Source organism: Bifidobacterium sp. LH_417 (assembly GCF_056357035.1).
Genome location: NZ_JBKEVI010000007.1, coordinates 79,600 through 103,562 on the forward strand (window position 1 = coordinate 79,600; position 23,963 = coordinate 103,562).

Below are 23,963 nucleotides of genomic sequence, written 5' to 3' on the forward strand. Positions count from 1 at the left end.
CCTTGTGATACATAACTATACCACAGTTTTGTATAGCTCTATACAAAACTGTGGTATGAATTGTGAAGAGATTGTCGATATTGGCATGATGTATGCTACCAACTATGAATAAGTCAGCGGAACGGAAACCGATGAAACAGACATCGACGGAACGGGCGACGACGCCCCTCTCCGAAGGTGACGTCGAGCTGCTGACGCGCCTGCGCCTGCACGGGCCGATGACGCGCGGCGAGATCGGCGAGGCGACCGGCTGGGCTCGTCCCACGGTGAACAGACGCATCGACGAACTCATCGGCATCGGCATCGCGCGTCCGCTCTCCCTGCCAAGCCCGACCGGTGGACGCCCCGCCCAAGGATTCACGTTCGATGCGTCCTGCGCGTACATCCTCGCCATCGACATCGCCACCACGACCACCACCGTCGCCCTGTGCGATCTAGCAGCCCGCCCGGTGACGACACGGTCCATCCGCCGCGGCGCGGAGGACGGACCGGAGAAAACGCTCGCACTGATCGACGCGACCGCCGACGCAATGCTGGCCGACGGCGTCACGGGCGACGACGGACCGACGCGACTGTGCGCGGTGTCCGTCGCGGTGACCACGCGCGTCGAGGCCGCCACCGGCAACATCATCCAGGCGCCGGTGATGCGCGACTGGGAGAACCACAACCTGCGCGACTACTTCTCCGGGCGATACCACGTGCCCGCATTCGTCGAGAACGACGCCAACGTGCGGGCGCTGTGCAAGGCGCACCAACTCGCCGGCGACGGGAACGACGACGGGCGCGGCACGCACGACGGCGCGCACATGATCGCCGACCTCCTGTACGTGCATGCCGGCATGGGGCTGGGCGCCGGGGTCGTCTCGTCCGGCGCCATCATGCACGGCGCGTCCGGCGGTGCCGGCGATATCGGGCACATCCACGTCTTCGGCGACATCGGCGCGGATCGGCCGTGCCGTTGCGGCAACCTCGGCTGCGTGGAAGCCACCGCCGGCGGTTGGGCCGTGCTGCAAGAGCTGCGCGACGCCGACAAGCCCGTGCGCACGCTCGCGGACGTGGTCGATCTCGCCTCGCACGGCGACGTGGAGACCGTACAGGCGATCCGCCGGGCAGGCCGTCTCATCGGCGACGTGGTCTCCGCCTGCGTCAACATGCTCAATCCGTCATGCATCGTCGTCGGCGGGGAGCTGTCGCACTGCGGGGAACTGCTGATGAGCGGGATCCGCGAGCGCGTATGGGCCCGCACCCAGCCGCTCGCGACCACGTCGCTGCGCATCGAATCATGCGACAACGAAGCACGTGCGGGCATCATCGGACTCGCGTATGCGGCCATCGACCAAGGTCTGACTTCGCTGGATTTCCTGCGCGGGCTGGCACGCCGCTGACCGGAGCTGCCGACCGACCCATCCGGTTCACTCCCCGATCAGCACGGTTCCCAAGGAGGGAGCCGCCGTTTACTGCTCGAGCTGTTCGGACAGTTCCATCCACTCGGTCTCGAGCGCGTCGGACTCGTCCGTCACGGCCTGGAGTTGCTGGTTGAGGTCGTTGAGCCCCTCATAGTCGCTCGGGTCGTGCGCGGCCATCTGCGCTTCGAGTTCGGATTTGCTCTCCTCCAGTTTGGCGAGCTTGCGTTCGATGGCGGACACGCGCTTCGAGGCCTCGTGGAACGCCTTGCCGGTGAGCTTCGGGGTCGAGGCTGCGGCAGAACCGTCCGAATCGGATGTGCCGGACACAGACGATGTGCCGGACACATCAGACTCCGCGACGACGGAAGCCGACACGCCGGACGCGCCCTTCTTCCCGCCCTTGCCGCCGGAACGGCCGGAACGGCCGCCGGTGCCCGCGAAACCGGGCGTGTCCTCGGGAAGGCCCTTGCCGTTCCTGATCGATTCGACCATGTCGAGATAGTCCTGCACGCCGCCGGGCAGGTGACGCACCTTGCCGCCGATCAGCGCGAACTGCTGGTCGGTGACGCGTTCGAGCAGGTAGCGGTCGTGGGAGACGACGATGAGCGTGCCCGGCCACGTGTCGAGCAGATCCTCCATCACGGCGAGCATGTCGGTGTCGAGGTCGTTGCCGGGCTCGTCCATGATGAGCACGTTCGGTTCGTCGAGCAGGATGAGCAGCAGCTGCATGCGGCGCTTCTGGCCGCCGGACAGGTCGCGGATCGGGGTCATGAGCTGCGCCGATTCGAAGCCGAGGCGTTCCATGAGCTGGCCTGGCGTGACCTCCTTGCCGTCCACGATGTAGCTCGGCTTGTAGCGCGACAGCACTTCCTTGATCTTGTACTTGCCGAGCTTCTCGAGTTCGTCGAGCCGCTGGGAGAGCACGGCGAAGCGCACGGTCTTGCCGATGTTCACGTGGCCCACGGTCGGGGTAAGCGTGCCGTCGATGAGCTTGAGCAGCGTGGACTTGCCGGCGCCGTTCGCGCCGACGATGCCGAATCGGTCGCCGGGGCCGATGAGCCAGGTCACGTCGTCGAGGATCTCGCGGCCGGAAACGGTCACCTTGCGCGCGGCGGACGTGCCGGCGGCACCGTCCGCGGCCGCCACGGCGTCGTCCATGCCGATGGACTCGCCGCCGGTGTTCATGCGGCGCACGGCGCGATCGTCGTCCGACGCCGCGGCGCCGCCCTCCGCCTCGGCCTTCGCGCGCGCCTCCTCGGCGGCGGCGACCGCCTCGGGCACGCCGGCGTCGACGAGACGCGGGTCGGTCATGTCGGTGACGGCCACCTCGACGGAGCCGTGTGGCTGCGGTTCGGCGTACATCGGCTCCACCACGTCCACGTGGGAGGCGGAGTCGGCGAGCGCGGCCGCATCCGGATCGACCTCGACGGCGGTCTTCTCGAAGATCTGCGTCACGTCGACGAGGTCGACGACCTGCTTGCCGAGACGCGAGGTCGCCATCTGCTTCAATTCGAGCGTGTTGCGCATCGGCGGTACGTCGGCGATGAGCTCGCGCGCGGCCTTGACGTGGAACTTCTGCTTGGTGGAGCGGGCGCGGGCGCCGCGCGACAGCCAGGCGAGCTCCTTGCGTGCGAGGTTGCGGCGCTTCGTCTCGCGCACGTCGGCCTGGCGGTCGCGTTCGACGCGCTGGAGCATGTACGCGGAGTAGCCGCCTTCGAACGGCTCGATGACCCCGTCGTGTACCTCCCACATCGATTCGCACACCTCGTCGAGGAACCAGCGGTCGTGGGTGACGAGCAGCAGCGCGCCGGCGCCCTTCGACCAGCGGTTCTTGAGGTGTTCGGCGAGCCAGTGGATGGTGACCACGTCGAGGTGGTTGGTGGGCTCGTCGAGCGCGAGGATGTCCCAGTCCTTGAGGAGCAGTCGCGCGAGGTCGGCGCGGCGGCGCTGGCCGCCGGACAGGGAGCCGACCTTCGCGTCGAGACTCATGCCGCCAAGCAATGCCTCGACGATCTCACGGGAGGTGTTGTCGGACGCCCATTCGTAGTCGGCGCGGCCTTCGAGCGCGGCTTCGCGGATCGTGGCGTCGTCGTCGAGCGGATCGCGCTGGTCGAGCATGCCGAAGGTGAGGCCGCCGCGCTTCGTCACACGGCCGGAATCGGGTTCCTGGGTGCCGCGGAACAGGTGCAGCAGCGTGGATTTGCCGTCGCCGTTACGGCCGACGATGCCGATGCGGTCCCCTTCGAACACGCCCTGCGTCACGTCGGTGAAGATGGTCTTGGTGGCGAAGGCGAGCGAAACGTGTTCCAGTCCAATATCGTAAGTCGGCATGGCTCACCAATGTAGCCCATGGCCGCAACACGCAGGGGGCGGGAACGGCCGTCAGCAGATGACCGGATCCTTGGGGGCGTTCGCCGCCGCCTCGCGGACGAGCCGGCGCGCGTAGCTGTTGCAGCGGGCGGCGAATCCGGAGAACACCTGTTCGGCGAGCGGTTGGAGCAGCGGATTGTATTGCGCGAAGTCCTCGCGCAGCTTCGACTTGGAACCGCCGGCCGCTTTCAGGTCCTTGACCATGCTCGGTTCGTCGAGCCATTCCTCCAGCACGGAGGAGGTGACTTCGAGATGGAATTGCAGACCGAGCGCCGAACCGGCGCGGAACGCCTGCACTTTGGTGAGGGGCGAGCGGGCGAGCAGCTGCGCGCCTTCCGGCAGTCCCACCACGTCGTTGTGCCAGTGGAGCACGTTGATCTGCTTGTCCCACATGGAGAAGTAGTCGTGCTTGTCGACGCGCTTGATCGACCCGAATCCGATCTCCGGCTTGTCGCCGTGATGCAGTTTCGCGCCGAGCGCCGCGGCGATGATCTGATGGCCGAGGCACACGCCGAGCACCGGCTTGTTCACGGCGATGGCGGCGCGCGCCAGCTTCGTCTCCGCCTTGAGTCCGGGGTGCTTGTCGTAGTCGGTGGCGCCCATCGGACCGCCCATGATGACCACGCCGGCGACCTCGTCGAACGACGGCAAATCGGGTTTCTTCGTATCCACGACGTTGACGATCTGATAGCCGAGCCCGATCTCCTCGAGATTGGTGAGGATGCGCCCGGGCTTCTCCCAGGGGACATGTTGCAGAACAAGCACTTGTGGCGTCATGTCTCCTATTGTGGCACGACCCACGTAAACGACGGGCGCGTCGGCCGTCGGTGTCGCGTCACATCGCGTCGATGTACCGCCGCGCCGCCGCCGCACCATGCCGCCACACCGCGCCGACTTCACGCGTGTCATAGGTTCCGTCCATGACCCCGGGTCGCGCGTCCGGTTGCGCCCGTCGCCTTCCGCACATACTCTGTTGACTTATGGGAAACAGCCAAGAACCGCATGATTTCAGCACTTCCGTGATGCCGAGCGCGCTCACTCCGGTGAAGGTCGCCAAGGCCGCCGCGGGCCTCAAACTCTACGACACCGCCTCGCATACGACGAGCGTGTTCACGCCGATCAAGCCCGGCGAGGTGGGCATCTACGTGTGCGGCGCGACGGTGCAGTCGTCGCCGCACATCGGGCACATCCGCGCCGCCGTCGCGTTCGACATCGTGCGCCGGTGGTTCCTGAAGCTCGGCTACAAGGTCACGTTCGTGAGGAACGTCACGGACATCGACGACAAGATCCTCGACAAGGCCGCCGCCGCGGGCCAGCAGTGGTGGGCGCGCGCCTACTACTACGAGCGTGAGTTCACGCACGCCTACGAGACGCTCGGCGTGCTGCCGCCGACGGTCGAGCCGCGCGCGACCGGCCACATGTCCGACATGATCGACCTGATCGAACGCATCATCGCGAACGGCCACGGCTACGTGGTGACCGACGCGGACGGCAAGCCGACCGGCAACGTGTACTTCGACGTGGCGTCGTGGCCGCATTACGGCGAGCTGACGCACCAGAAGCAGACCGCCGAGGTGGACGAGGCGGCGGCCGTGGCCGACCGCATGGGCCCGTCCGTCGACGCCGCCGGTGACGACAAGTACAATCCGGTCGATCCGGCCGACGCCTCCCCCGACAAGCACGACCCGCGTGATTTCGCCCTGTGGAAGGCCCCAAAGGACACCGATCCGGAGGACGCCCGCTGGAACACCCCGTTCGGCGTGGGCCGCCCGGGCTGGCATATCGAATGCTCGGCGATGAGCCACCGCTACCTGAAGGACGGATTCGACATCCACGGCGGCGGCCTCGACCTGCGTTTCCCCCACCATGAGAACGAGATGGCGCAGACGCGCGCCGCCGGCTACGATTCGGCCGCCCGCTGGATGCACTCCGCGTGGGTCACCGCGAAGGGCGAGAAGATGTCGAAGTCGCTGGGCACCGGCCTGTCCGTGCCGAGCGTGCTCGCCGAACATTCCGCGTGGGTGGTGCGTTACGCGCTGGGCTCCGTCCAGTACCGTTCGATGCTGGAATGGTCCGATCAGGCGCTCGTCGAGGCGCAGGCCGCGTACGACCGTATCGCGAACTTCATCGAGCGCGCGGGTGTCGCATTGGGCGGACAGCCTTCGCGCGATGAGATCACGGCCGTCTCCGCCGATGATCTGCCCGCCGACTTCACGGCCGCGATGAACGACGACGTGAACGTCTCCGGCGCGACCGCCGCGATCTTCACGGCGATCCGCTCCGGCAACACGCTGCTCTCCAAGCTCGCCGACCACGCCGATTCGGACGAGGCCCGCGCCGAGGTGCGCGCCTCGCTCGTCGCCGTGCGCGCGATGCTCGACACGTTGGGTCTCGACCCGCTGGCCGAACCGTGGGTGTCCGCCGGAGCCGCGGGCGGCGCGGGCGACGGCGCCGACGAGTCGCCGGAGCATGTGGCGCTGGAGAAGCTGATCGGCGAACAGCTGGCCGCACGCGCCGAGGCCCGCAAGGCGAAGGACTTCGCGAAGGCCGACGCGATCCGCGACGCCCTCGCCGGAGCCGGTATCGCCATCGAGGACGGCCCGCAGGGCTCCACCTGGAGCCTCAAGTAGGCCATTCCTTTGCCCCCGCTGGAGGGAAAGCTCGGCGACCTGTTTCTCCTTTGCCCCCGCTGGCGGGGGCTGGCACGCGTAGCGTGACTGGGGGTGGTTGACCGCCCGATACCACCCCCAGTCGGCCAACGCCGACAGCCCCCGCCAGCGGGGGCGAATGAGGGCGGTCTTCGCTGACCGTTGCCACCCCAGTCGGCTAACGCCGACAGCCCCCGCCAGCGGGGGGCGAGATGAGGGAGGTCTTCCCCGCCCGCGGTTTTCGCCCGCCACGGCTAGACTGTTGCCCATTATGGCAGCATTTAGTTCTTTGACTGACAAGCTCTCGAATGCGTTCAAGCATCTGAAGAGCAAGGGCAAGCTTTCCGAAACGGATATCGACGGCACGATCCGCGAGATCCGCCGCGCGCTGCTCGACGCCGACGTGGCGCTCGACGTGGTACGCCCGTTCACCGCGCGCGTGCGCGAACGCGCGCTCGGCACCGAGGTGTCCGACGCGCTGAACCCGGCACAGCAGGTCGTGAAGATCGTCAACGAGGAGCTGACGGCGATCCTCGGCGCGGGCGTGGACCGTCCGCTGAACTTCGCGAAGAACCCGCCGACGATCATCATGCTCGCAGGCCTCCAGGGCGCCGGCAAGACGACGCTCGCCGGCAAGCTCGGCTACTGGCTCAAGGACGCGGGCCACACCCCGCTGCTGGTCGCGGCCGACCTGCAGCGTCCGAACGCGGTCACCCAGCTCCAGGTGGTGGGCGAGCGCGCCGGCGTGCCGGTGTACGCCCCGGAGAAGGGCGTGCAGTCGGACGGCGGCGACGCGGTGTCCGCGCCGGGCCAGACCACCGGCGACCCGGTGAAGGTGGCGCGTGATTCGATCGCCTTCGCCAAGCAGAAGCTGTACGACACGGTCATCATCGATACCGCCGGCCGTCTCGGCGTCGACGAGGAGCTGATGAAGCAGGCGCGCGACATCCGCGACGCCGTGAACCCGAACGAGATCCTGTTCGTCATCGACGCGATGATCGGCCAGGACGCGGTGCGCACCGCGAAGGCGTTCGACGAGGGCGTGGACTTCACCGGCGTGGTCCTGTCCAAGCTCGACGGCGACGCGCGTGGCGGCGCCGCCCTGTCGGTCGCGTCCGTGACCGGCAAGCCGATCCTGTTCGCCTCGAACGGCGAGGGATTGAAGGACTTCGAGGTCTTCCACCCGGACCGCATGGCCTCCCGCATCCTCGACATGGGCGACATCCTCACCCTGATCGAGCAGGCGCAGAAGCAGTTCGACGAGAAGCAGGCGCGCGAGGCCGCGGCGAAGATGGCCGAAGGCGAGTTCGGTCTCGACGATTTCCTCGAGCAGCTGCAGCAGGTCCGCAAGCTCGGTTCGATGAAGTCGCTGCTCGGCATGATTCCGGGCATGGCGGCCCACCGTAAGGAGCTTGAGCAGTTCGACGAGCGCGAGATCGACCGCACGGAGGCGATCATCCGTTCGATGACGCCCGAGGAGCGTCGCAACCCGAAGATCATCAACGGCTCCCGCCGCGCCCGCATCGCCTACGGTTCCGGCAACACGGTCTCCGCCGTGAACGCGCTGCTCCAGCGGTTCGAACAGGCCGCGAAGATGATGAAGCGCATGTCGAACAAGGCCGGTCTGGGCGGCGGCGTGCCCGGCTTCGGCGGTTCGATGGGCGGCGGCAAGAAGAACAAGAAGGCCAAGGGCAAGAACAAGAACAAGAAGGGCCGTTCCGGCAATCCGATGAAGCGCGAGGCCGAGGAGAAGGCGTTGCGCGACCGTCTGTCCGGCAAGAAGTCGGGCGGCTCCGCGTTCGCCAAGCCGCAGAACCCGGCCCTGCCCGCCGGTCTTCAGCAGGCGCTGGACGCGAACGGCGGCGAACTCCCGCCGAATCTCGGCGGCGGCCTGGCCGGTCTGCTGCGGTAGACCACGTATCAGCTCCCCTTGTCAGGGGAGCTGTCGCCGAAGGCGACTGAGGGGTAGTCCATCCTTGGTCGGTCTCTCCCCCAGTCGGCTTCGCAGACAGCCCCCTCGATGAGGGGGCCTATTTAATTGTCCTCAAGAAAGGTGTCTGTTCATGCTGGTCTGGTTGCTGTGGGGCGTGATGATCGTCGGCATGCTGTGGGTGCTGCTCAGTGAGCTGCCCGCCGGCGTGGAGGCGCGCATGCCGTTCCCGTACATGATCGCCCTGATTCCGTTCCTGTGGGTGCCGCTCGTCGCCTGCGCCGTGGTTGCCGGAATCATCCACGCGTGGGGGCCGATGTGCTGCCTGCTGGGCGTCGCCCTGTCCGCGTCGACCCGCCGCATCGCGTATTGGGGCACGGACCCGCATCCGCGGCGGGAACGCCGTACCGCGGCCACGGCACGCGACGCATCCCGTGAAACGTCGCGTGAAACAGTTTCCGACAATCGTGGAACATCGCGTGAAACGTCGCCGGTCGCGTCCGTCACAGATAGCATCGATGACACCGGAACCACCGTCGAACCGCCGTCGTCGCTCACGCTGATGACGCTCAACTGCCGCTACGGGCGCGCCGACGCCGTCGCGATCGCGCGCGAGGCGCGCACGCGCGGCGTCGACGTGCTCGCGCTGCAGGAGGCGAGCGACGACCTGCTCGCGCGTCTCGACGCGGCCGGCATCGCCGACCTGCTCCCCTACCGCCGGTCCGGCGAATCGAAGGAGACCGACAACGGCGGGTTCAACGTAATCCTCTCCCGCGTCGAACCGGACGACGCCACGTCCGACGCGATCGCCATCCCCGCGGCCGACGTGCCGTCGATCACCCTGCCGATGGCGGGCGGACACGACGTGACGTTCGCGTCCGCGCACCCGAAGTCACCGATGCGCGGATGCCGCGAATGGTCGGCGGGCATCATCGGTCTCGGCGGACTCGCCAAGGCCGCGAAGCAGGAGGACCGCGCCATCGCCGTCGTGCTCGGCGACCTCAACTCCTCCACCGAGCATCCAAGCTTCCGTGCGCTGCTGAAGACCGGATTCCATGACGCAAGCCTCACCCAGGCGAAGGGGCCGAACCTCACGTTCCCCCGCTGGCTCAAGTGGCCGCGCATCGAACTCGACCACATCCTCGCCACGCGTGGGGCGGTTTTCACGGATGTCGCATCGTTCGAGATCCCCGAGACCGACCATCTCGCACTGACCGCCCGCCTCACGGTGCGCGTGTAGGCACATCGATCGGGACGCACGCATCGGGACGCACACGCGTAGGCGTGTCGCGAGTCCGGGGCACGGCGCTATAATGAACCGGTTATTCGCGAGTGCGTGGCGCCCTCTACACCCCGTGCCGCGAGGAACACGTGGGCTCGGCGAGCTGCGCCCCACAATGCGAACCGAACACACACCCCTGATATTTTTAAGGAGAGCCACTTTGGCAACCAAGATTCGTCTGAAGCGCATGGGTAAGAAGTTCTACGCGTTCTACCGCGTGGTCGTCATGGATTCCCGTACCAAGCGCGATGGCCGCGCCATCGAGGAGATCGGTACCTACGATCCGAACACCCAGCCTTCCACGATCAAGATCAACTCCGAGCGCGCCCAGTACTGGCTCGGCGTCGGCGCCCAGCCGACCGAGCAGGTCTACAAGCTGCTGAACATCACCGGCGACTGGCAGAAGTTCAAGGGTCTCGACGGTGCCGAAGGTACCCTGAAGACCGTTGAGGCCGGCCCGGATGCCGCCGCCCGCGTCGAGGCCGTCGAGGCCGAGGCCCAGAAGCTCAAGGCCGCCAAGTCCGAAGCCGAGGCGAAGGCCAAGGCCGAGGCTGAGGCCGCTGCCGCCGCCGAAGAGGCCCCGGCTGAGGAAGCTCCGGCCGAGGCTGAGTGAGCCACGCCGCAAGGCGTACTGACGACGACATTGCCTTCGACGCGGTAGGCTGAGTAATCAGCGACCCGTGGTCGAAGGCAATGCTGCATAGAAAGGCTGATCGAAATGCTCGCACAGGCAGTGGAACATCTCATCAAGAACATCGTCGATTTCCCGGACGACGTGTCCGTCAAGTCCCATGAGAACGCGCGCGGCGAACTGCTTCGCGTGCGCGTCAACCCGGAGGACATCGGCCGCGTCATCGGCCGTTCCGGACGCACCGCCAACGCGATCCGCACCGTGATCCAAGCGCTGTCCGATCACAAGGTGCGCGTCGACATCATGGACGTGCGCCACTGAGCCGACAGGCGACTAGGTACTCGATGGGGTACACTGCTTGGCATGGCAGATCAGAATATGCATGACGACCCTCAGCAGCTCGAACTGCTGAGGGTCTGTCGTATCGGGCGCGCCCAGGGCATGAAGGGCGAGGTCACCGTCCAGGTGTTCACCGACGAACCGGAATGGCGCTTCGAACCCGGTTCCGTGCTCTATTCGAAGGACGGCTCGACGGAATACGTGGTGGAGTCCTCGCGCACGTTCAAGAAGCGCTGGATCATCAAGCTGGAGGGCTGCGACGACCGCGACGCCTCCGAGGCGTTGAACGGCACCGAACTGTACGGCGAGGCCGACGATCCGGACGAGATGCTCGAAGCGGACGAATGGTATCCGAAGGACCTCATCGGTCTTGAGGCCCGCATGGCGGAGGGCAACGGCCTGGGCGCGGAGACCGGGCTGGTGGTCGGCAAGGTGGTCGACGTGATCGACTCCCCCGCCCAGTCGCTGCTCAAGATCAGGCTCGCCGAACCGGTGCAGGTCGGCACGGCGAAGGACGGCACGCCGGTCATGGAGAAGACCGCGCTCGTGCCGTTCGTCGACGAGCTCGTGCCGGACATCGACGTGGAGGAAGGTTACCTTACGCTTGACCCGCCCGGAGGCCTGATTCCGGGACTCTAGACCGTTCTCCCCTCCCATACGCCGTCCCGACCGGCGGATTCCTCCGGTCTCCGCTTCCCTCCCGCCCTATCGTGTGGTTCCGCACCGCACGATAGGGTGGTTGCTTATGAAGATCGATATCGTGAGCGTGTTCCCCGAGTATTTCGACGTGATGGGATTGAGCCTGATGGGCAAGGCGCAGGAGAAGGGCCTGCTGACCATCACCGCGCACAACCTGCGCGACTGGACGCATGACGTGCATCATTCGGTGGATGACACCCCGGTGGGCGGCGGTGCCGGCATGGTGATGAAGCCTGCCGTGTGGGCCGAATGTCTCGACGAGCTGCTGGGACTGGAGCCGCAGGAAGGAACCGACGCACCCCATGAAGCCGCGACGGAGACGGTGACGGCCACGCATACCATCACTGGCAAACCAGTGTCCGATGAGACACCGGCAGATACCGATATTCAGACACCGGTAGATACCGATATTCGACGTGTTTCCACGTGTGGAACCGCTGGTGAGTCCGGCCCCAAGACCGTCGAAAACGCGGAATCATCCGCCCTTGAAGACTCGTTTACGGTGTCCGATGAGACACCGGCTTGTCAGTCACCGCAGGAGCACACGCCGGTGCTCATCTTCCCGAATCCGTCCGCGCCGCTGTTCACGCAGCGCGACGCGACGGAGCTCTCACACGCGGAGCATCTGCTGTTCGGCTGCGGCCGCTACGAGGGCTACGACGCGCGTATTCCCGAGTACTACCGTTCACAAGGCATCGACGTGCGCGAGTATTCGATTGGCGACTATGTGCTCAACGGCGGCGAGGTCGCGACCTCGGTGATGGTCGAGGCGATCACGCGCCTGATTCCGGGATTCATGGGCAACGCCGACTCCATCGTCGAGGAATCCTACACGGGCGCGAACGCGCTGCTCGAACACCGCCAGTACACGAAGCCGGCGGAATGGCGCGGATTGAAGGTGCCGGATGTGCTGCTCTCCGGCGACCACGGCAAAGTGGACCGCTACCGCCGTGACGAGGCGCTGACGCGCACGGACGAAATCCGCCCCGACCTCATCGAGCAGCTGGACTGCAAGTCCCTGGACAAGGCCGACCGCAAGACCCTGATGGCCCTAGGCTGGGAAGTCTCCACCCCCCACCCCCGCAAACTGCGATAGATACGACGCGCCCCCGCCGGCGGCCGCAAACACAACTCCGCCCCCGCTGGCGGGGGGCTGTCAGCCGCAGGCTGACTGGGGGTGGCTCCATACGAAAATGACCACCCCCACCCGCTTCGCGGGAGCCCCCGCCAGCGGGGGCAAGGAAACGGAATCGGCCTCCGGCCGTTGCGATTCCCCCGCGGCCTACGGCTACTTCTCCACTCTTCCTCAGTCGGCTTCGCCGACAGCCCCCGCCAGCGGGGGCAACGAAACGTGACGTACCGTAACGGCATCGTCACCGGCCGACAACCCCCGCCGGCGGGGGCGAGGAAATCTTACAGGCCGAAGACCTTGACGCGGGTCTCGGCCGGCTGCTTTTCGACCGGGCCGGCGGGCTGGGCGACGATGCCGAACGGCATCTGGGCCTGGAGCTTCCAGCTCTTCGGCAGGTCGAACTCGGCGGCGACGGCCTCGTCGATCAGCGGGTTGTAGTGCTGCAGGGAGGCGCCCAGGCCCTTCTCGGCGAGGGCGGTCCACACGGCGAGCTGGAGCATGCCTGCGGCGTCACGGGCGAAGCCGGGGAAGTTGGCGGCGTAGGCCGGGATGTTCTCCTGCAGCTGCTTGGTGACGTCCTCATCATCGTAGAAGAGCACGGTGCCGTGGCCGGCGGCGAAGGAGTCGATCTTCGCCTCGGTGGACTTGAAGGCCTCCTCATCGTTAACGACCTTGCGCAGGGTCTCCTTGACGATGTCCCACAGCTTCTGGCTGGCGTCGCCGAACAGGACGACGGCGCGCTGCGGCTGGGAGTTGAAGGCGCTCGGCACGTCGACGACGACCTTCTTGACGAGGTCGGCGATCTCCTGGTCGCTGATCGGCGAGGCGTCGGTCAGCGCGTACTGGGAGCGGCGGGTTTCAAGAGCGGTGACGAAGGACATGAGATTCCCCTTTTCGTTCGTGGTTCCGGATGCCCATGCGGCACCCGCAATATCTCGTTTCGAGATATGACTATACATGCATATCACGATTCGAGGTATCTTCGGCGTGGCGCACACCGGCCAAGCGGTCATGCAATGCCCGCCCACCCCGCGGTCAGGCCCGGGAAACCGCCCGTCTCAGCTTTCGTCGCCTGTGGCACCTTCGATCCGCTCGATGTAGTACACGGCCGTCTCACCATAGTCACGGTCGTCCGTGATCTCCCAGCCGTCCGGCGGCGTCGGCCGCTCGGACCGCGCGGAACGCTCCAGCATGACCACGGTCCCCTCCCCCGCGAATCCGTTCGCCGCGAGATCGGCGAGCAGCCGGTCGCACGCCTCCGTCTCGAACGCGTACGGCGGGTCGATGAAGATCACGTCGAACGCGCCCGCCGCTCCCGCGCCGGAGGCCGCATACGCCTCCGCCTTGCGCACGATCACGCGCGCCGAGAGATCCGACGACCATGACCGGTTGCGCTTCAGCTGCGCGACGGTTTTGACGACAAGCGCGGCCGCCGGCTTCGACGCCTCCACGGCCACCAGCTCGCGGGCCCCGCGCGACAGCGCCTCGATGCCGAGCGCCCCCGTGCCGGCGAACAGGTCGAGCACACGTGCCTCGTCGAGCACGCCCCACGCGTCGAGACGCGAGAAGATCGCCTCCTTGGTGCGGTCGGTGGTCGGCCTGGTGCCGGTCTTCGGCGTGGCCAACGCCACGCCCTTGAATCGTCCTGAGATCACTCGCATGGCTACCGACTTTAGCGGTACGCCACGTCGTCCATTTCCGGTACTGACTACCCCTCAGTCCCGCTACGCGGTCCAGCTCCCCTGACAAGGGGAGCCGAAAAACGGGCGTCAGTTGGAGGTGAGGAAGGTCTCGTTGCCGCGTGTGAAGTCAAGCACCGCGCCGGCGAGCTGCGTGTGCCCGTCAAGCGTCGGATCGTCGGCGAGCATCCGTTCGGCGCGCGCCCGCGCGTCGGTGATGAGGTCCGCGTCCTTGATGACGCGCAGCAGTTTGAGGCTCGATTTCGCGCCGGACTGCGCGTCGCCGAGCACGTCGCCGGCGCCGCGGAACTCCAGATCGGCCTGCGCGATCTCCGCGCCGTCCAGCGAATCGTGGATGACCTGAAGCCGTGCTTCGGCCGTCGTGCCCGCTTCGGCGCGCGAGACGAGGAACGCCCAACTGTCCGTGCCGCCGCGGCCGACGCGTCCGCGCAACTGATGCAGCTGGGACAGGCCGTACCGGTCCGCGTCGAAGATCACGATGCAGCTGGCCTGCTTCACGTCCACGCCGACCTCGATCACGGTGGTGGAGACGAGAATCGGCGTCTCCCCGGAGGCGAATCCGGCCATGACCTCGGCCTTCACATCGTCCTTGTCGCGTCCGGTAAGCGTCGCGAACCGGATGCCGGCGAACTGCGGCAGCGCCTTGAGCCGCGTCGTGATCTCCGCCACCGAGTGCAGCGGCGGTCGCGCGACCGTCTCGCCGTTCTCGTCGAGCGTCTCATACGCGTCGTCGATGCCGTCCAACGCCGTCACCTCGCCGCGCGAACCCCGCCCGCCGCGCGAGGAGCCGCGGCCGCCGCCCGGCACCCCCGCATCGTCGTCGGAGTCCGCGTCGATGCGCGCGCACACGATGTAGGCGCGCTCCCCCGCGTCGATGCGCGCACGGATGTGCGCGAACATGCGCGCCATCGTGCGCCCGTCCGCCTCGTTGACGACGATCGTGCGGATCGGCTTGCGCCCGCCGGGCAGTTCGGTGAGCCACGAGATGTCGAGGTCGCCGAACCAGGTCATCGCGGCGGTGCGCGGAATCGGCGTGGCGGTCATGACGAGCAGGTGCGGCGCGGTGCCGTCCGTCGATTTCGCGTTCAACGATTCGCGCTGTTCGACGCCGAACCGGTGCTGTTCGTCGATGACGACGAGCGCGAGCCGCGGCGCCTGGAACGTCTTCGAGAAGGCGGCATGCGTGGCGACGATGATGCCCGGCGTGCCGCTCGCGGCGGCGGCGAGCGCCTTGCGCCGCGCCGCGAGCTTCATGCCGCCGGTGAGCAGCGTCACCGGCACGGACGGACCGGCGTCGCCGCCGTCCGCGCCGCGATCGCCGGCACCGTCGCCATCGCCGGCACCGTCCGCGCCGTCCATCGCGGCGATCATGCGCGTGATGGTCTCGACGTGCTGTTCGGCGAGCACCTGCGTGGGCGCGACGAGCACGGCCTGATAGCCGGCGCCGACGGCCTGGAGCATGGCGGCGAGCGCGACCACTGTCTTGCCGGAGCCGACCTCGCCTTGCAGCAGGCGTTGCATCGGGGTGTCGCGCGTCATGTCGGCGGCGATGTCGTCGATGACCTCGCGCTGGCCGTTCGTGAGCATGAACGGCAGGGAGGCGATGAACCGGTCGCGCAGGGACGGGGCGTCGGCGTCCGCGTCCGGCAACGGGCACGGATGCGCCGCGGACTTGTGCGCGCTGCGCCTCGCCTCAAGCAATGCGGCCTGGCAGACGAACGCCTCCTCGTAGCGCAGGGTGGCGATGCCCTTGTGGAAGTCGGCGACGGTCTTCGGCTCGTGGATCGCGCGGAACGCCTCGGCGCGGTGCATGAGCCCCCGTTCCGCGCGGATGGTCTCGGGCAGCACGTCGGGGATGGCGTCGGCGAGCGTGCCGGCGAAGCGCTCCTCGTCGTCGTGGGATTGCAGGGTGATGTCGTCGGTGCCGGGCGCGGGCATGTCGCGCCCGCCGAGCGCCCACATGAGACTCAGGATCGTCTCGTGGATGCGTTCGCTGGACAGTCGCGCGGACGCGTGGTAGACGGGTCGCGGCCGGGTGACGCGCGCCAGCGCCTCGGCGACGTTCGGCGCGTCGTAGCCGTTCGCGTGTGGCATCGACGGTTCCGGCGCGACGGTGATTACCTGCGGATGGTTGAACTGCAATTGACCCATATACTCGCCGGGGACGCCGGAGGCGACCACGACGGTGCCGGGGGCGAGACGGCGCGCCATCCAGTCGAGATACCCCTTCCTGCCGGAGAAGAAGACGAACTGCGCGCCCGACGGCAGTAAGCCGCGGGAGGCGGCGAATCCGTCGTCGTCGACGTTGACGACGAGACGCATGTTGCGCGAACCGTGGAACGTGCGCGCCGAGCGCACCGTGCCGGCGAACGCCATCGCCTCGCCGACGCGCGCCTCGCCGAGCGCGCGCGCCGGCACCGGGTCGGCGACGCGGAACGGATAGTAGGTGAGCGCGTCGCCGATGGTGACGATGCCGAACGACTTGAGCGTGGACGCGCGGCGTTTGTTCGCCAATAGCGCGGCGATCGGAGTGTCCCAGGTGATGCTCATAACGTCCCATTCTCCCACACGCGACGACGCGCGCGGCGGCTAAAACGAAAGCCCCCATCGGCGAACCGATGGAGGCTTCGATACGTTGACGCTATCCGCGCACTCACGCAACCGCGCGCTGGACCTTGCCGGCCTTGATGCACTTGACGCACACGCGCAGGCGAACGTTCTCGCCCTCGACGGTGGTACGGACCGACTGGAGGTTCGGACGGAAGGTGCGCTTGTTGCGGATATGCGAGTGAGACACGGTGTATCCGACCTGCGGACCCTTGCCGCACACGTCACAACGAGCTGCCATGATGGACTCCCTTTAACCTTGACTATCAAGTCTTTTTCGCGATTCGACCGGGCATGCGAACACGCTTAGCCGAACACACAACTTCACGAATATATCCCAGCGGCCCGACAAACGCAACACGCGTGGTATCCTATGCGGTTCCGCGCACGGTCGGCGCACGGTCGGCACGCGGCGGCGGCGCGGCGAATACGCTGCGAATACGCAGCAGAATCGTCTCCGATGACCGTTGCGCCACACCCCGAACGGCCTAAAATCCACCATACACCGGGCCCACGGCCATAGAATGGTGGCAGTGCATCGCGTCGGACGCGTGCAATCGACCGCTCAAGGAGGACGCCATGTTGTCGAAGCACATCAACGGGGAAACGAAGGGAACACGACTGGGCGAATTCATCGAACAGCGGCAGGAGGAACGACGCATCGACCGGGCCGTGGCGGAGTCGGACGCCGCTGACAAGGCCGCGGCCGCCGCGAAGTCGTCGGACTCCACAAGCGGCGGCCACACCCCGTCGGTGATCTCACTCGGCCAAGTGTGGGTCGACATCATGATGGATGTGGACGAACTGCCCGAGCCGGGCGGTTTCGCGGTCTCCAACGCCGCACGCCCGGTGGTCGGCGGCAGCTACCGCGTGCTGGACGCGGTGAGCAGCATGGGCGTGCCCGCCGAACACGCCGGCATCATCGGCAACGGCGTGTGGGCGGCGATGATCCGCGAGGCGTACGAGCACGACGGCATCACGCACGTGGGGCCGTGTCGGCTCGACGCGGACTCCGGATTCCGTCTCGTCTTCCACGACGACGACGGGCGCAAGACGTTCGTCGCACGCTACGGCGTGGAGGCGCAGGGCGACGCGCGCACGTTCGACGCGGTCGAACCGGAGGCGGGCGACGTGGTGCATGTCAGCGGCAACACGCTGCTCGACCATACGGCGGCCGGCATCGACGAGTTCATGCACCGGGCCGGCGACGACCCGAAGTCGCGCCCCTACCGGCTCGTCATCAATCCGACGAACACGCTCAAGCTCGTCAACGACCACCTGCTCGAGGATCTCGTGCTCGCCCGGCCCACATGGTCCTGCAACCGGCAGGAGGCGAACACGCTGGCGGAACGTCTCGGCGTCGACCTCGGCGAGGCGGGGGCGTTGACCGTCGGCGGCGGATTCGACCAGGCGATGAACGCGTTGTGCGACGCGCTCGGCAACACGCTGCGCGCGCCGCTGGTCGTGCGCGCCGGATCGCGCGGCGCATGGGTGCGCGAACCCGGCGGCGAAGTGCAGCATGTGGAGGGCTATCCGACGAAGGGCGTGCACACGCGCTCCGCCGGCTCCTGCCACACGGGCGCCATGTGCGCGATGCTTGCGAAGGGATGGTCGCTGGCCGATGCGGTGAACATCGCCAACGCGGCCGCCTCGCTCGCCATCCAGCGCCATCGCGCCGGCGTGCCCGTCTGCCCGAGCTACAAGGAGGCGGTCACGCTGGCCGGCGTCGCAGCGCGGTAGCGGTCCGGTGGCGGTCCGACCGTGACCCGACAACACACAGATACGCGCGATAATTCACTCTGCGTTCACCGGCGGGCGCGCTGGGCGGCATGGGGACTCCCCTACGATGGATTGCAGTTTCCGTCGTCGAGGAGAGTTCCATCATGTCCGAACAGTCAGTGAACGCGGCGCCGTCCGCCGCGGCGAAGCTTACGCCGCGTGAGAAGAAGTGGATCGTCTACGACGTGGGCAACTCCGCGTTCGTGCTGTTGTCGACCGCGGTCGTGCCGATCTACGCGAAGTCGCTGATGCCGGCGGACGGCAACATCGTGTCCGCGTGGGGCTACGCGCAGACCATCGCCTCGCTGGTGATCGCGTTGCTCATGCCGCTGCTCGGTTCGATCGCCGACGTGCAGGGCATGAAGGTCAAGTTCTTCCTCGGGTTCTTCGGCACCGGCGTGGTCACGTGCTGCGCGATGGCGTTGCCGCTGACCTGGCTGCCGTTCCTCATCGTGTACGTGCTCGCGACGATCGGACTTAACGGTTCGCTCACCTTCTACGATTCGATGCTCGTCGACACCACGTCGAACGAGCGCATGGACAAGGTCTCGTCGCACGGCTACGGCTGGGGTTATATCGGCTCCACGGTGCCGTTCATCCTGTGTCTGGTGCTGATTTTCGGCGGTCCGGCGCTGTTCGGCTGGTCCACGGCGGCCTGCACGCGTGCGTCGTTCGTCATCACCGCCATCTGGTGGGCGGCGTTCACCGTCCCGCTGCTGACCAGCTACCGGCAGGTGCATTATCGCGCGACCCGCGAGCATACGGCCGAAGCCATCCGCGGCACGTTCTCCGAACTCGCCTCCACGCTCGGCAAGGTGGTGAGGAACAAGCCGCTGTGGATGTTCATGATCGCGTTCTTCTTCTACATCGACGCCGTGAACACGGTGATTTCGATGAGCACCTCCTACGGCACGCAGCTCGGCATCGATTCGACGCAGCTGGTGGCGGCCCTGCTGGTCACCCAGTTCGTGGCGTTCCCGTCCGCCATCGCCTACGGCCGTCTGGCCGGCCGGTTCGGATGCAAGCCGATGATCATGGCCGCCGTGATCGCCTATCTGGGCATCGTGTTCTTCGCCGCGTTCTTCCTGCGTTCGGCCGTCGAGTTCTGGGTGCTGGCGATTCTCGTCGGCATCTTCCAGGGCGGCATCCAGGCGCTCTCCCGCTCCTACTACGGCAAGATCATTCCCAAGGAGCACGCCAACGAGTACTACGGCCTCTACGATATCTTCGGCAAGACCGCATCGATTCTCGGCACGTTCCTCGTCGCGACCACCACGTCGATCACCGGCAATGCGAGCCTCGGCGTGCTCTCCATCGCGATCCTCCTCGCCGTCGCCCTCGTCTTCCTCACCCTCCAGAAGGATCCGACCAGGAACTGACGTTTCGTTCCGATCCGGCATAGCGAAAGGTTCGATATGGACGGCCGTAATGGCGACGACACTGACAGCCGATCAGCCGGCTCGGACAGGCCCCGATACGCCCACGCATTTGTCGGCCACCTGTTGCTGAATGCCATCGTCTCGTTCCCGATCAGTCTGATCATTGCGTGGCTGGGGCTGCGCTTCATCGCGCGCATCGTGTTCGATGGCGGCACGCTCGCCGCAATGCTGGCGATTACATGGATCGGAATATCGCTGATTGATTCACGTTGCGACTATGAACTGCGCCGGACCGTCAACCGCATCAATTCGCCGATGCCATGGCCGCTGATCGCCACCAAGATTGCATTGCCGTTCGCCTTGCCGTGGATCGCCACCCTCTGGCACACGGACATGACGATTGTCGCGGCTACGAGCATCGCTGCCGGCGCGGTGCGACTGATGGAAATCATCGGCCTCGAACGACCATGGCGAAGCGAGGACCAGACGATGATCGACCGGCAACGAGAAGAGTTGAGGCGCATCACCCGCGAGACTGCCGAGGAGATCCGCAAGGAACGCCGCGCACAGGCGGACGGAGACACCTACGACCCCTACAATCTGCGCGGCAAACGGTGAATCGCCGTTCCTGCCCCCATACTTGGGATTCGTGAGAAAACGGCGGATCGACGCCCATACAACCAACGGTTGCGCAGCAACTACGACGCCGCTCGGTTGCATTTCGCCATGGCAACCGCAAGATGGTGGCGGAAACGGCGCCACCATGCCACAGTGGAATCATCGTTAGGACACGACAAGCCGACACTACCGACCTAGGGGATGATGACGATGACTTTCCGCACCAATCTGCAGACCCTGCGCGCAAGGCGCAACATGACGCAGGAGCAGCTGGCCATGCTGCTCGGCGTCTCCCGGCAGGCGATTTCGAAATGGGAATCCGAGAAAGCGTACCCGGAAATGGACAAGCTGCTGGCGATCTGCGACCTGTTCGGCTGCACGCTTGACGATCTGGTGCTTGGCGACGTGGACCGGCCGGCGACCCCCGCGAGAACGACAGATGCCACCCCGACCGTCGCCGATGATCCTCACGCGGTCGAGCAACGGGAAGGCGGTCCGACCACACCTCTGCCGAAGGACATCACCGGATACGACGCCCACCGCCTCCGGTTCTCGATGCTGATCGCATCCGGCGTGACGGCGATCATCGCGTCGGTCGGCGTCGCCAACCTGTTTGACCCGGAACATTCGATCATCGGCGTCAATCCGCTCAACGACTTCCTGATGTTCGTCTGCATCTGCGTGGGCGTGATCATCGGACTGGTTCTGTTGGTCCCGGGCGCCATGGCGCATGCCGCGTTCAGACGGAATCACCCGTATGTCAAGGACTTCTACACCGAGGATGACCGCCGCAGGGAATCCCGGCTTCTGGCGTGCGGCGTGGTCGCGGGCGTGGCGGCGATCCTGATCGGCATCGCGGTCGTCGTGTACATGGACGAGGTGCGGGAGGTCACCGCGGGGTGGCCGAACGCGGTCATGCTGCTGCTGTCCGCGGCCGCGGTGTTCGGATTCGTCTACTGCGGCATGCGGTACACCATGGTGAACATCGACGGCTACAACAAGGAAATCGAGCGGAATCGGCGTCAACGTTCCGGTGACGTGCCGCGATCCGTGAAGCTGTCCGGGGCGTTGAGCGGCATCATCATGCTCGTCGCCACGATCGTCGGCCTGACGCTGCTGTTCCTCGTTCCCGAATCGTTGTTCTGGATGTCGTGGGTGATCGGCGGCCTGCTGTGCGCCATCACCGGAATCATCGTCGATCTGTTCAAAGGCCATGTCGACAAGTGAACGAACGGAAGCCACGGGCGTGACACTACGCATGGTGATGCTGTTCTTCCACGCCCTTCATGAGAATCCGACGCAGGCCGAACCTCAAGGCGCCAACGGTACGCGTTGCATACATCGTCGTGTTCCAGCTCATACCGTCTGATGCCAATGATCTGTGTCCTGCGATACGGGATGCGAATACGGAGATACGGGGATACGGGGATACGGGGATACGGGGATACGGGGATACGGGGATGCTAACGATTAGTGGGCGGGGTCGCAAAACAAAGTCACAGCGCTGGCAACCTAGTGTCCGATAAGACACAACCCGACAAGACACAACCCGACAAGACACAACCCGACAAGACACAACCCGACAAGACACAACACCGTTCATCTCCTGAAACACGAGACGACCACTCAGCAGCCATCAATCGCGCCCTTGTTCATCGATGGCATCGATGAACAGGTCTTCGCCAGTCTGTGCGGCGAGAAGTCGGGCTTCAGCGTTGTTGCAGAGCCTTCCATATGCGGAACATGAGAGGGGGTTGTCTGGGTGGGGTGGGTTGGCGGGTTCTAGTGATTGTTGCAACACCTGATGATTGCTGGTTTCCATCGCTTGCCAAGTTTGATTTCGTCAGCACACGCCTTCCCCACCATTGTCAGTGTCTTATCGGACACCGGCCTGTCATTGGCCCCAAGAAGCCCAGGCGAACCGGCTTCCATCGCCTGCCAGGTTTGATTCCGTCAACAATAGAAGGCATATCAGTCGCCTATCCCCACGCGAAGGCACGACTCTTCACAGGCACCCGCCATCGCGTAGCCAGCATGGTTTCGAATCCTTACGCGCTCCCCGCCCGCCGGATTCCTACACCTCCCCACCGCCGTCAGTGTCTTATCAGACACCGGCCTGTCATCGGTCCCAAGAAGCATCGCCACCATTCTCCGTAGCGGTTGGAAACACAAGCTTCTCCCGGCATTCATATCCATGCGCGATACGTAGGCAACGCCTTGCCGTTCCGGCACTACACTGGGAGGGACGGAACCGGGCGGGATATGCCGGCGCGATGCGCGCGCACGATACCCTGTGCGGTTCCGCGAGTCGAACGTCAGTCATCAGTCATAAGGAGGCTGTCATGATCGATCATGTCGGATTGTTCGTCAAGGATGCGAACGAGCGTGCGGGGTTCTACGAGAAGCTGCTGGCGCCGCTGGGATACGTGAAGAAGCATGAGTTCCCGGGCGCCGTGTGCTTCGCGAACGATGCGGACGGCGACAGCGTGTGGATCCAGTCGCCGAAGGACGGCAATCCGCTCGTCCCGGCGCATCTGGCGTTCCGCGCCGCCGATCAGAACGTCGTCAAGGCGTTCCATGAGGCCGGTCTCGCCGCTGGCGGCACGGACAACGGCCAACCCGGTCCGCGCCCGAACTACGGCCCGACCTACTACGCCGCGTTCATCCACGACCCGGACGGCAACAACATCGAGGCCTGCCTGCAGTAAGCGGGGCGCCGATTCCGCGGTCGCTCGCGTCCGGACCACGCATGAGCAACCGCGTGAACGCCCTATGCGAACAGCCGGGCGCGCAGCGACGTGGCGTCGGTGAAGCGGATGCCGGTCAGACCGGGCACGGCGGCGGCCGCGGCGTCGGCGTTGCGCTGTTTGTCGTCGACGAACGCCGCCTGCGCCGGGTCGACGCCGAAGCGGGCGACCGCGCGACGGTAGATCTCCGCGTCGGGTTTGTGGATGCGCTCGGCGCTGGAGACGACCACGTCATGCAGCAGCCCGAGCGCAGGGAACAATTCGCGGGCCGCGTCCACGTATTTCACGGTGAAGTTGGTCAGTCCCCAGCAGCGCACGCCCGCCGCGTCGAGGTCGCGCAGCAGTCCGGCCATGCCGGGCAGCATGCCGGCGAGCGCGAGCCGCTGGCGTGCGAAGTAGGTGCGGAACGCCGCGAGTTCCACGGATTCGTGCGCGTCGGCCGCGTGATGCGCGGCATAGTCGGCGAGGATGCGCTCCTCACTCCAGCCCAAATCGGACAGTTCGTCGTAATGCCAGAATCCGTACGGGTCGTCGCGGTCGAACAGCCGGTCGGCGACGTCGTCCGGCACGACGCCGTCGACCGCGGCACGCGGCCGCCAGTCGACCAGCACGTCGCAGAAATCGAAGATCACGTCGTCGTATGCGGGATGCACGGAATGACGCACGGGGGAAACGCTCATACGTGACACCGTACAC

The 23,963-nt window shown here is 66.2% G+C and carries 20 protein-coding genes and 2 pseudogenes; 13 read left to right on the top strand and 9 right to left on the bottom strand.

Going from position 1 to position 23,963, the window contains the following annotated elements; translation table 11 throughout:
• The first annotated feature begins 131 nt into the window (after positions 1 to 131).
• The gene (locus tag AC1AYR_RS06060) at positions 132 to 1,385 is read left to right on the top strand and encodes an ROK family transcriptional regulator (protein WP_476511947.1); all 1,254 of its coding nucleotides are present in this window, start codon (positions 132 to 134) and stop codon (positions 1,383 to 1,385) included.
• Between the two features lie 69 nt (positions 1,386 to 1,454).
• On the opposite strand, the pseudogene AC1AYR_RS06065 reads toward AC1AYR_RS06060, so the two are convergent.
• From AC1AYR_RS06065 to AC1AYR_RS06075, 3 genes and pseudogenes are all read right to left on the bottom strand, one after another.
• A pseudogene (locus tag AC1AYR_RS06065) lies at positions 1,455 to 1,694 on the bottom strand (ABC transporter C-terminal domain-containing protein); the annotation flags it as partial.
• 117 nt (positions 1,695 to 1,811) lie between these two features.
• Positions 1,812 to 3,737 (bottom strand): annotated as a pseudogene (locus AC1AYR_RS06070) (ABC-F family ATP-binding cassette domain-containing protein); the annotation flags it as partial.
• A gap of 51 nt (positions 3,738 to 3,788) precedes the next feature.
• The gene (locus AC1AYR_RS06075) at positions 3,789 to 4,553 is read right to left on the bottom strand and encodes a type 1 glutamine amidotransferase (RefSeq protein ID WP_476511948.1); all 765 of its coding nucleotides are present in this window, start codon (positions 4,551 to 4,553) and stop codon (positions 3,789 to 3,791) included.
• Positions 4,554 to 4,756: 203 nt separating this feature from the next.
• Between AC1AYR_RS06075 and cysS the strand changes: the two genes are divergently transcribed.
• The 7 genes from cysS (at position 4,757) to AC1AYR_RS06110 (ending at position 12,401) form a co-directional block, all read left to right on the top strand.
• Positions 4,757 to 6,406, top strand: coding sequence for a cysteine--tRNA ligase (gene cysS / locus AC1AYR_RS06080; RefSeq protein WP_034530102.1), 1,650 nt, complete (start codon positions 4,757 to 4,759; stop codon positions 6,404 to 6,406).
• Positions 6,407 to 6,695: 289 nt separating this feature from the next.
• Positions 6,696 to 8,336, top strand: a complete 1,641-nt coding sequence (gene ffh, locus AC1AYR_RS06085) for a signal recognition particle protein (RefSeq protein WP_101621794.1) — start codon at positions 6,696 to 6,698, stop codon at positions 8,334 to 8,336.
• A gap of 154 nt (positions 8,337 to 8,490) precedes the next feature.
• Positions 8,491 to 9,594 (top strand): endonuclease/exonuclease/phosphatase family protein, encoded by a 1,104-nt coding sequence (locus tag AC1AYR_RS06090; protein WP_034530121.1) that lies wholly within the window; start codon positions 8,491 to 8,493, stop codon positions 9,592 to 9,594.
• Between the two features lie 202 nt (positions 9,595 to 9,796).
• Entirely contained in the window at positions 9,797 to 10,249 is a 453-nt protein-coding gene (rpsP, locus tag AC1AYR_RS06095) for a 30S ribosomal protein S16 (RefSeq protein ID WP_034530100.1), read from the top strand.
• Between the two features lie 105 nt (positions 10,250 to 10,354).
• The gene (locus AC1AYR_RS06100) at positions 10,355 to 10,588 is read left to right on the top strand and encodes an RNA-binding protein (RefSeq protein ID WP_034530099.1); all 234 of its coding nucleotides are present in this window, start codon (positions 10,355 to 10,357) and stop codon (positions 10,586 to 10,588) included.
• 57 nt (positions 10,589 to 10,645) lie between these two features.
• Positions 10,646 to 11,245 carry a ribosome maturation factor RimM gene (gene rimM, locus AC1AYR_RS06105; RefSeq protein ID WP_476511957.1) on the top strand — a complete coding sequence of 200 codons (600 nt, stop codon included), beginning with the start codon at positions 10,646 to 10,648 and terminating at the stop codon, positions 11,243 to 11,245.
• Positions 11,246 to 11,351: 106 nt separating this feature from the next.
• On the top strand, positions 11,352 to 12,401 hold the full coding sequence (locus AC1AYR_RS06110) for a tRNA (guanine(37)-N(1))-methyltransferase (protein WP_034530095.1): 1,050 nt from the start codon (positions 11,352 to 11,354) through the stop codon (positions 12,399 to 12,401).
• A gap of 317 nt (positions 12,402 to 12,718) precedes the next feature.
• Here the strand turns inward: AC1AYR_RS06110 and AC1AYR_RS06115 are convergent, their stop codons facing one another.
• From AC1AYR_RS06115 to rpmB, 4 genes are all read right to left on the bottom strand, one after another.
• Positions 12,719 to 13,318 carry a nitroreductase family protein gene (locus AC1AYR_RS06115; RefSeq protein ID WP_034529600.1) on the bottom strand — a complete coding sequence of 200 codons (600 nt, stop codon included), beginning with the start codon at positions 13,316 to 13,318 and terminating at the stop codon, positions 12,719 to 12,721.
• Between the two features lie 177 nt (positions 13,319 to 13,495).
• Positions 13,496 to 14,098 (bottom strand): 16S rRNA (guanine(966)-N(2))-methyltransferase RsmD, encoded by a 603-nt coding sequence (rsmD, locus tag AC1AYR_RS06120; protein WP_034529602.1) that lies wholly within the window; start codon positions 14,096 to 14,098, stop codon positions 13,496 to 13,498.
• 108 nt (positions 14,099 to 14,206) lie between these two features.
• Positions 14,207 to 16,687, bottom strand: coding sequence for an ATP-dependent DNA helicase RecG (locus AC1AYR_RS06125; protein WP_476511949.1), 2,481 nt, complete (start codon positions 16,685 to 16,687; stop codon positions 14,207 to 14,209).
• Between the two features lie 103 nt (positions 16,688 to 16,790).
• The gene (gene rpmB, locus AC1AYR_RS06130; protein WP_034529605.1) at positions 16,791 to 16,985 is read right to left on the bottom strand and encodes a 50S ribosomal protein L28; all 195 of its coding nucleotides are present in this window, start codon (positions 16,983 to 16,985) and stop codon (positions 16,791 to 16,793) included.
• A 338-nt stretch (positions 16,986 to 17,323) separates the two neighbouring features.
• Between rpmB and AC1AYR_RS06135 the strand changes: the two genes are divergently transcribed.
• The 4 genes from AC1AYR_RS06135 (at position 17,324) to AC1AYR_RS06150 (ending at position 21,747) form a co-directional block, all read left to right on the top strand.
• Positions 17,324 to 18,484, top strand: a complete 1,161-nt coding sequence (locus AC1AYR_RS06135; protein WP_084686220.1) for a PfkB family carbohydrate kinase — start codon at positions 17,324 to 17,326, stop codon at positions 18,482 to 18,484.
• Between the two features lie 143 nt (positions 18,485 to 18,627).
• Complete coding sequence (locus AC1AYR_RS06140; protein ID WP_476511950.1) at positions 18,628 to 19,902, top strand: MFS transporter; 1,275 nt, start codon at positions 18,628 to 18,630, stop codon at positions 19,900 to 19,902.
• Positions 19,903 to 19,938: 36 nt separating this feature from the next.
• Positions 19,939 to 20,520: a hypothetical protein gene (locus AC1AYR_RS06145; protein WP_476511951.1), complete on the top strand. Its 582-nt coding sequence runs from the start codon at positions 19,939 to 19,941 to the stop codon at positions 20,518 to 20,520.
• A gap of 210 nt (positions 20,521 to 20,730) precedes the next feature.
• The gene (locus AC1AYR_RS06150) at positions 20,731 to 21,747 is read left to right on the top strand and encodes a helix-turn-helix transcriptional regulator (RefSeq protein ID WP_476511958.1); all 1,017 of its coding nucleotides are present in this window, start codon (positions 20,731 to 20,733) and stop codon (positions 21,745 to 21,747) included.
• Between the two features lie 269 nt (positions 21,748 to 22,016).
• On the opposite strand, the gene AC1AYR_RS06155 is transcribed toward AC1AYR_RS06150, so the two are convergent.
• Positions 22,017 to 22,157, bottom strand: coding sequence for a pentapeptide repeat-containing protein (locus AC1AYR_RS06155; RefSeq protein WP_476511952.1), 141 nt, complete (start codon positions 22,155 to 22,157; stop codon positions 22,017 to 22,019).
• A gap of 705 nt (positions 22,158 to 22,862) precedes the next feature.
• Between AC1AYR_RS06155 and AC1AYR_RS06160 the strand changes: the two genes are divergently transcribed.
• On the top strand, positions 22,863 to 23,228 hold the full coding sequence (locus tag AC1AYR_RS06160) for a VOC family protein (protein WP_034529611.1): 366 nt from the start codon (positions 22,863 to 22,865) through the stop codon (positions 23,226 to 23,228).
• 62 nt (positions 23,229 to 23,290) lie between these two features.
• On the opposite strand, the gene AC1AYR_RS06165 is transcribed toward AC1AYR_RS06160, so the two are convergent.
• Positions 23,291 to 23,947: an HAD-IA family hydrolase gene (locus AC1AYR_RS06165; RefSeq protein WP_051922999.1), complete on the bottom strand. Its 657-nt coding sequence runs from the start codon at positions 23,945 to 23,947 to the stop codon at positions 23,291 to 23,293.
• Positions 23,948 to 23,963 lie beyond the last annotated feature (16 nt).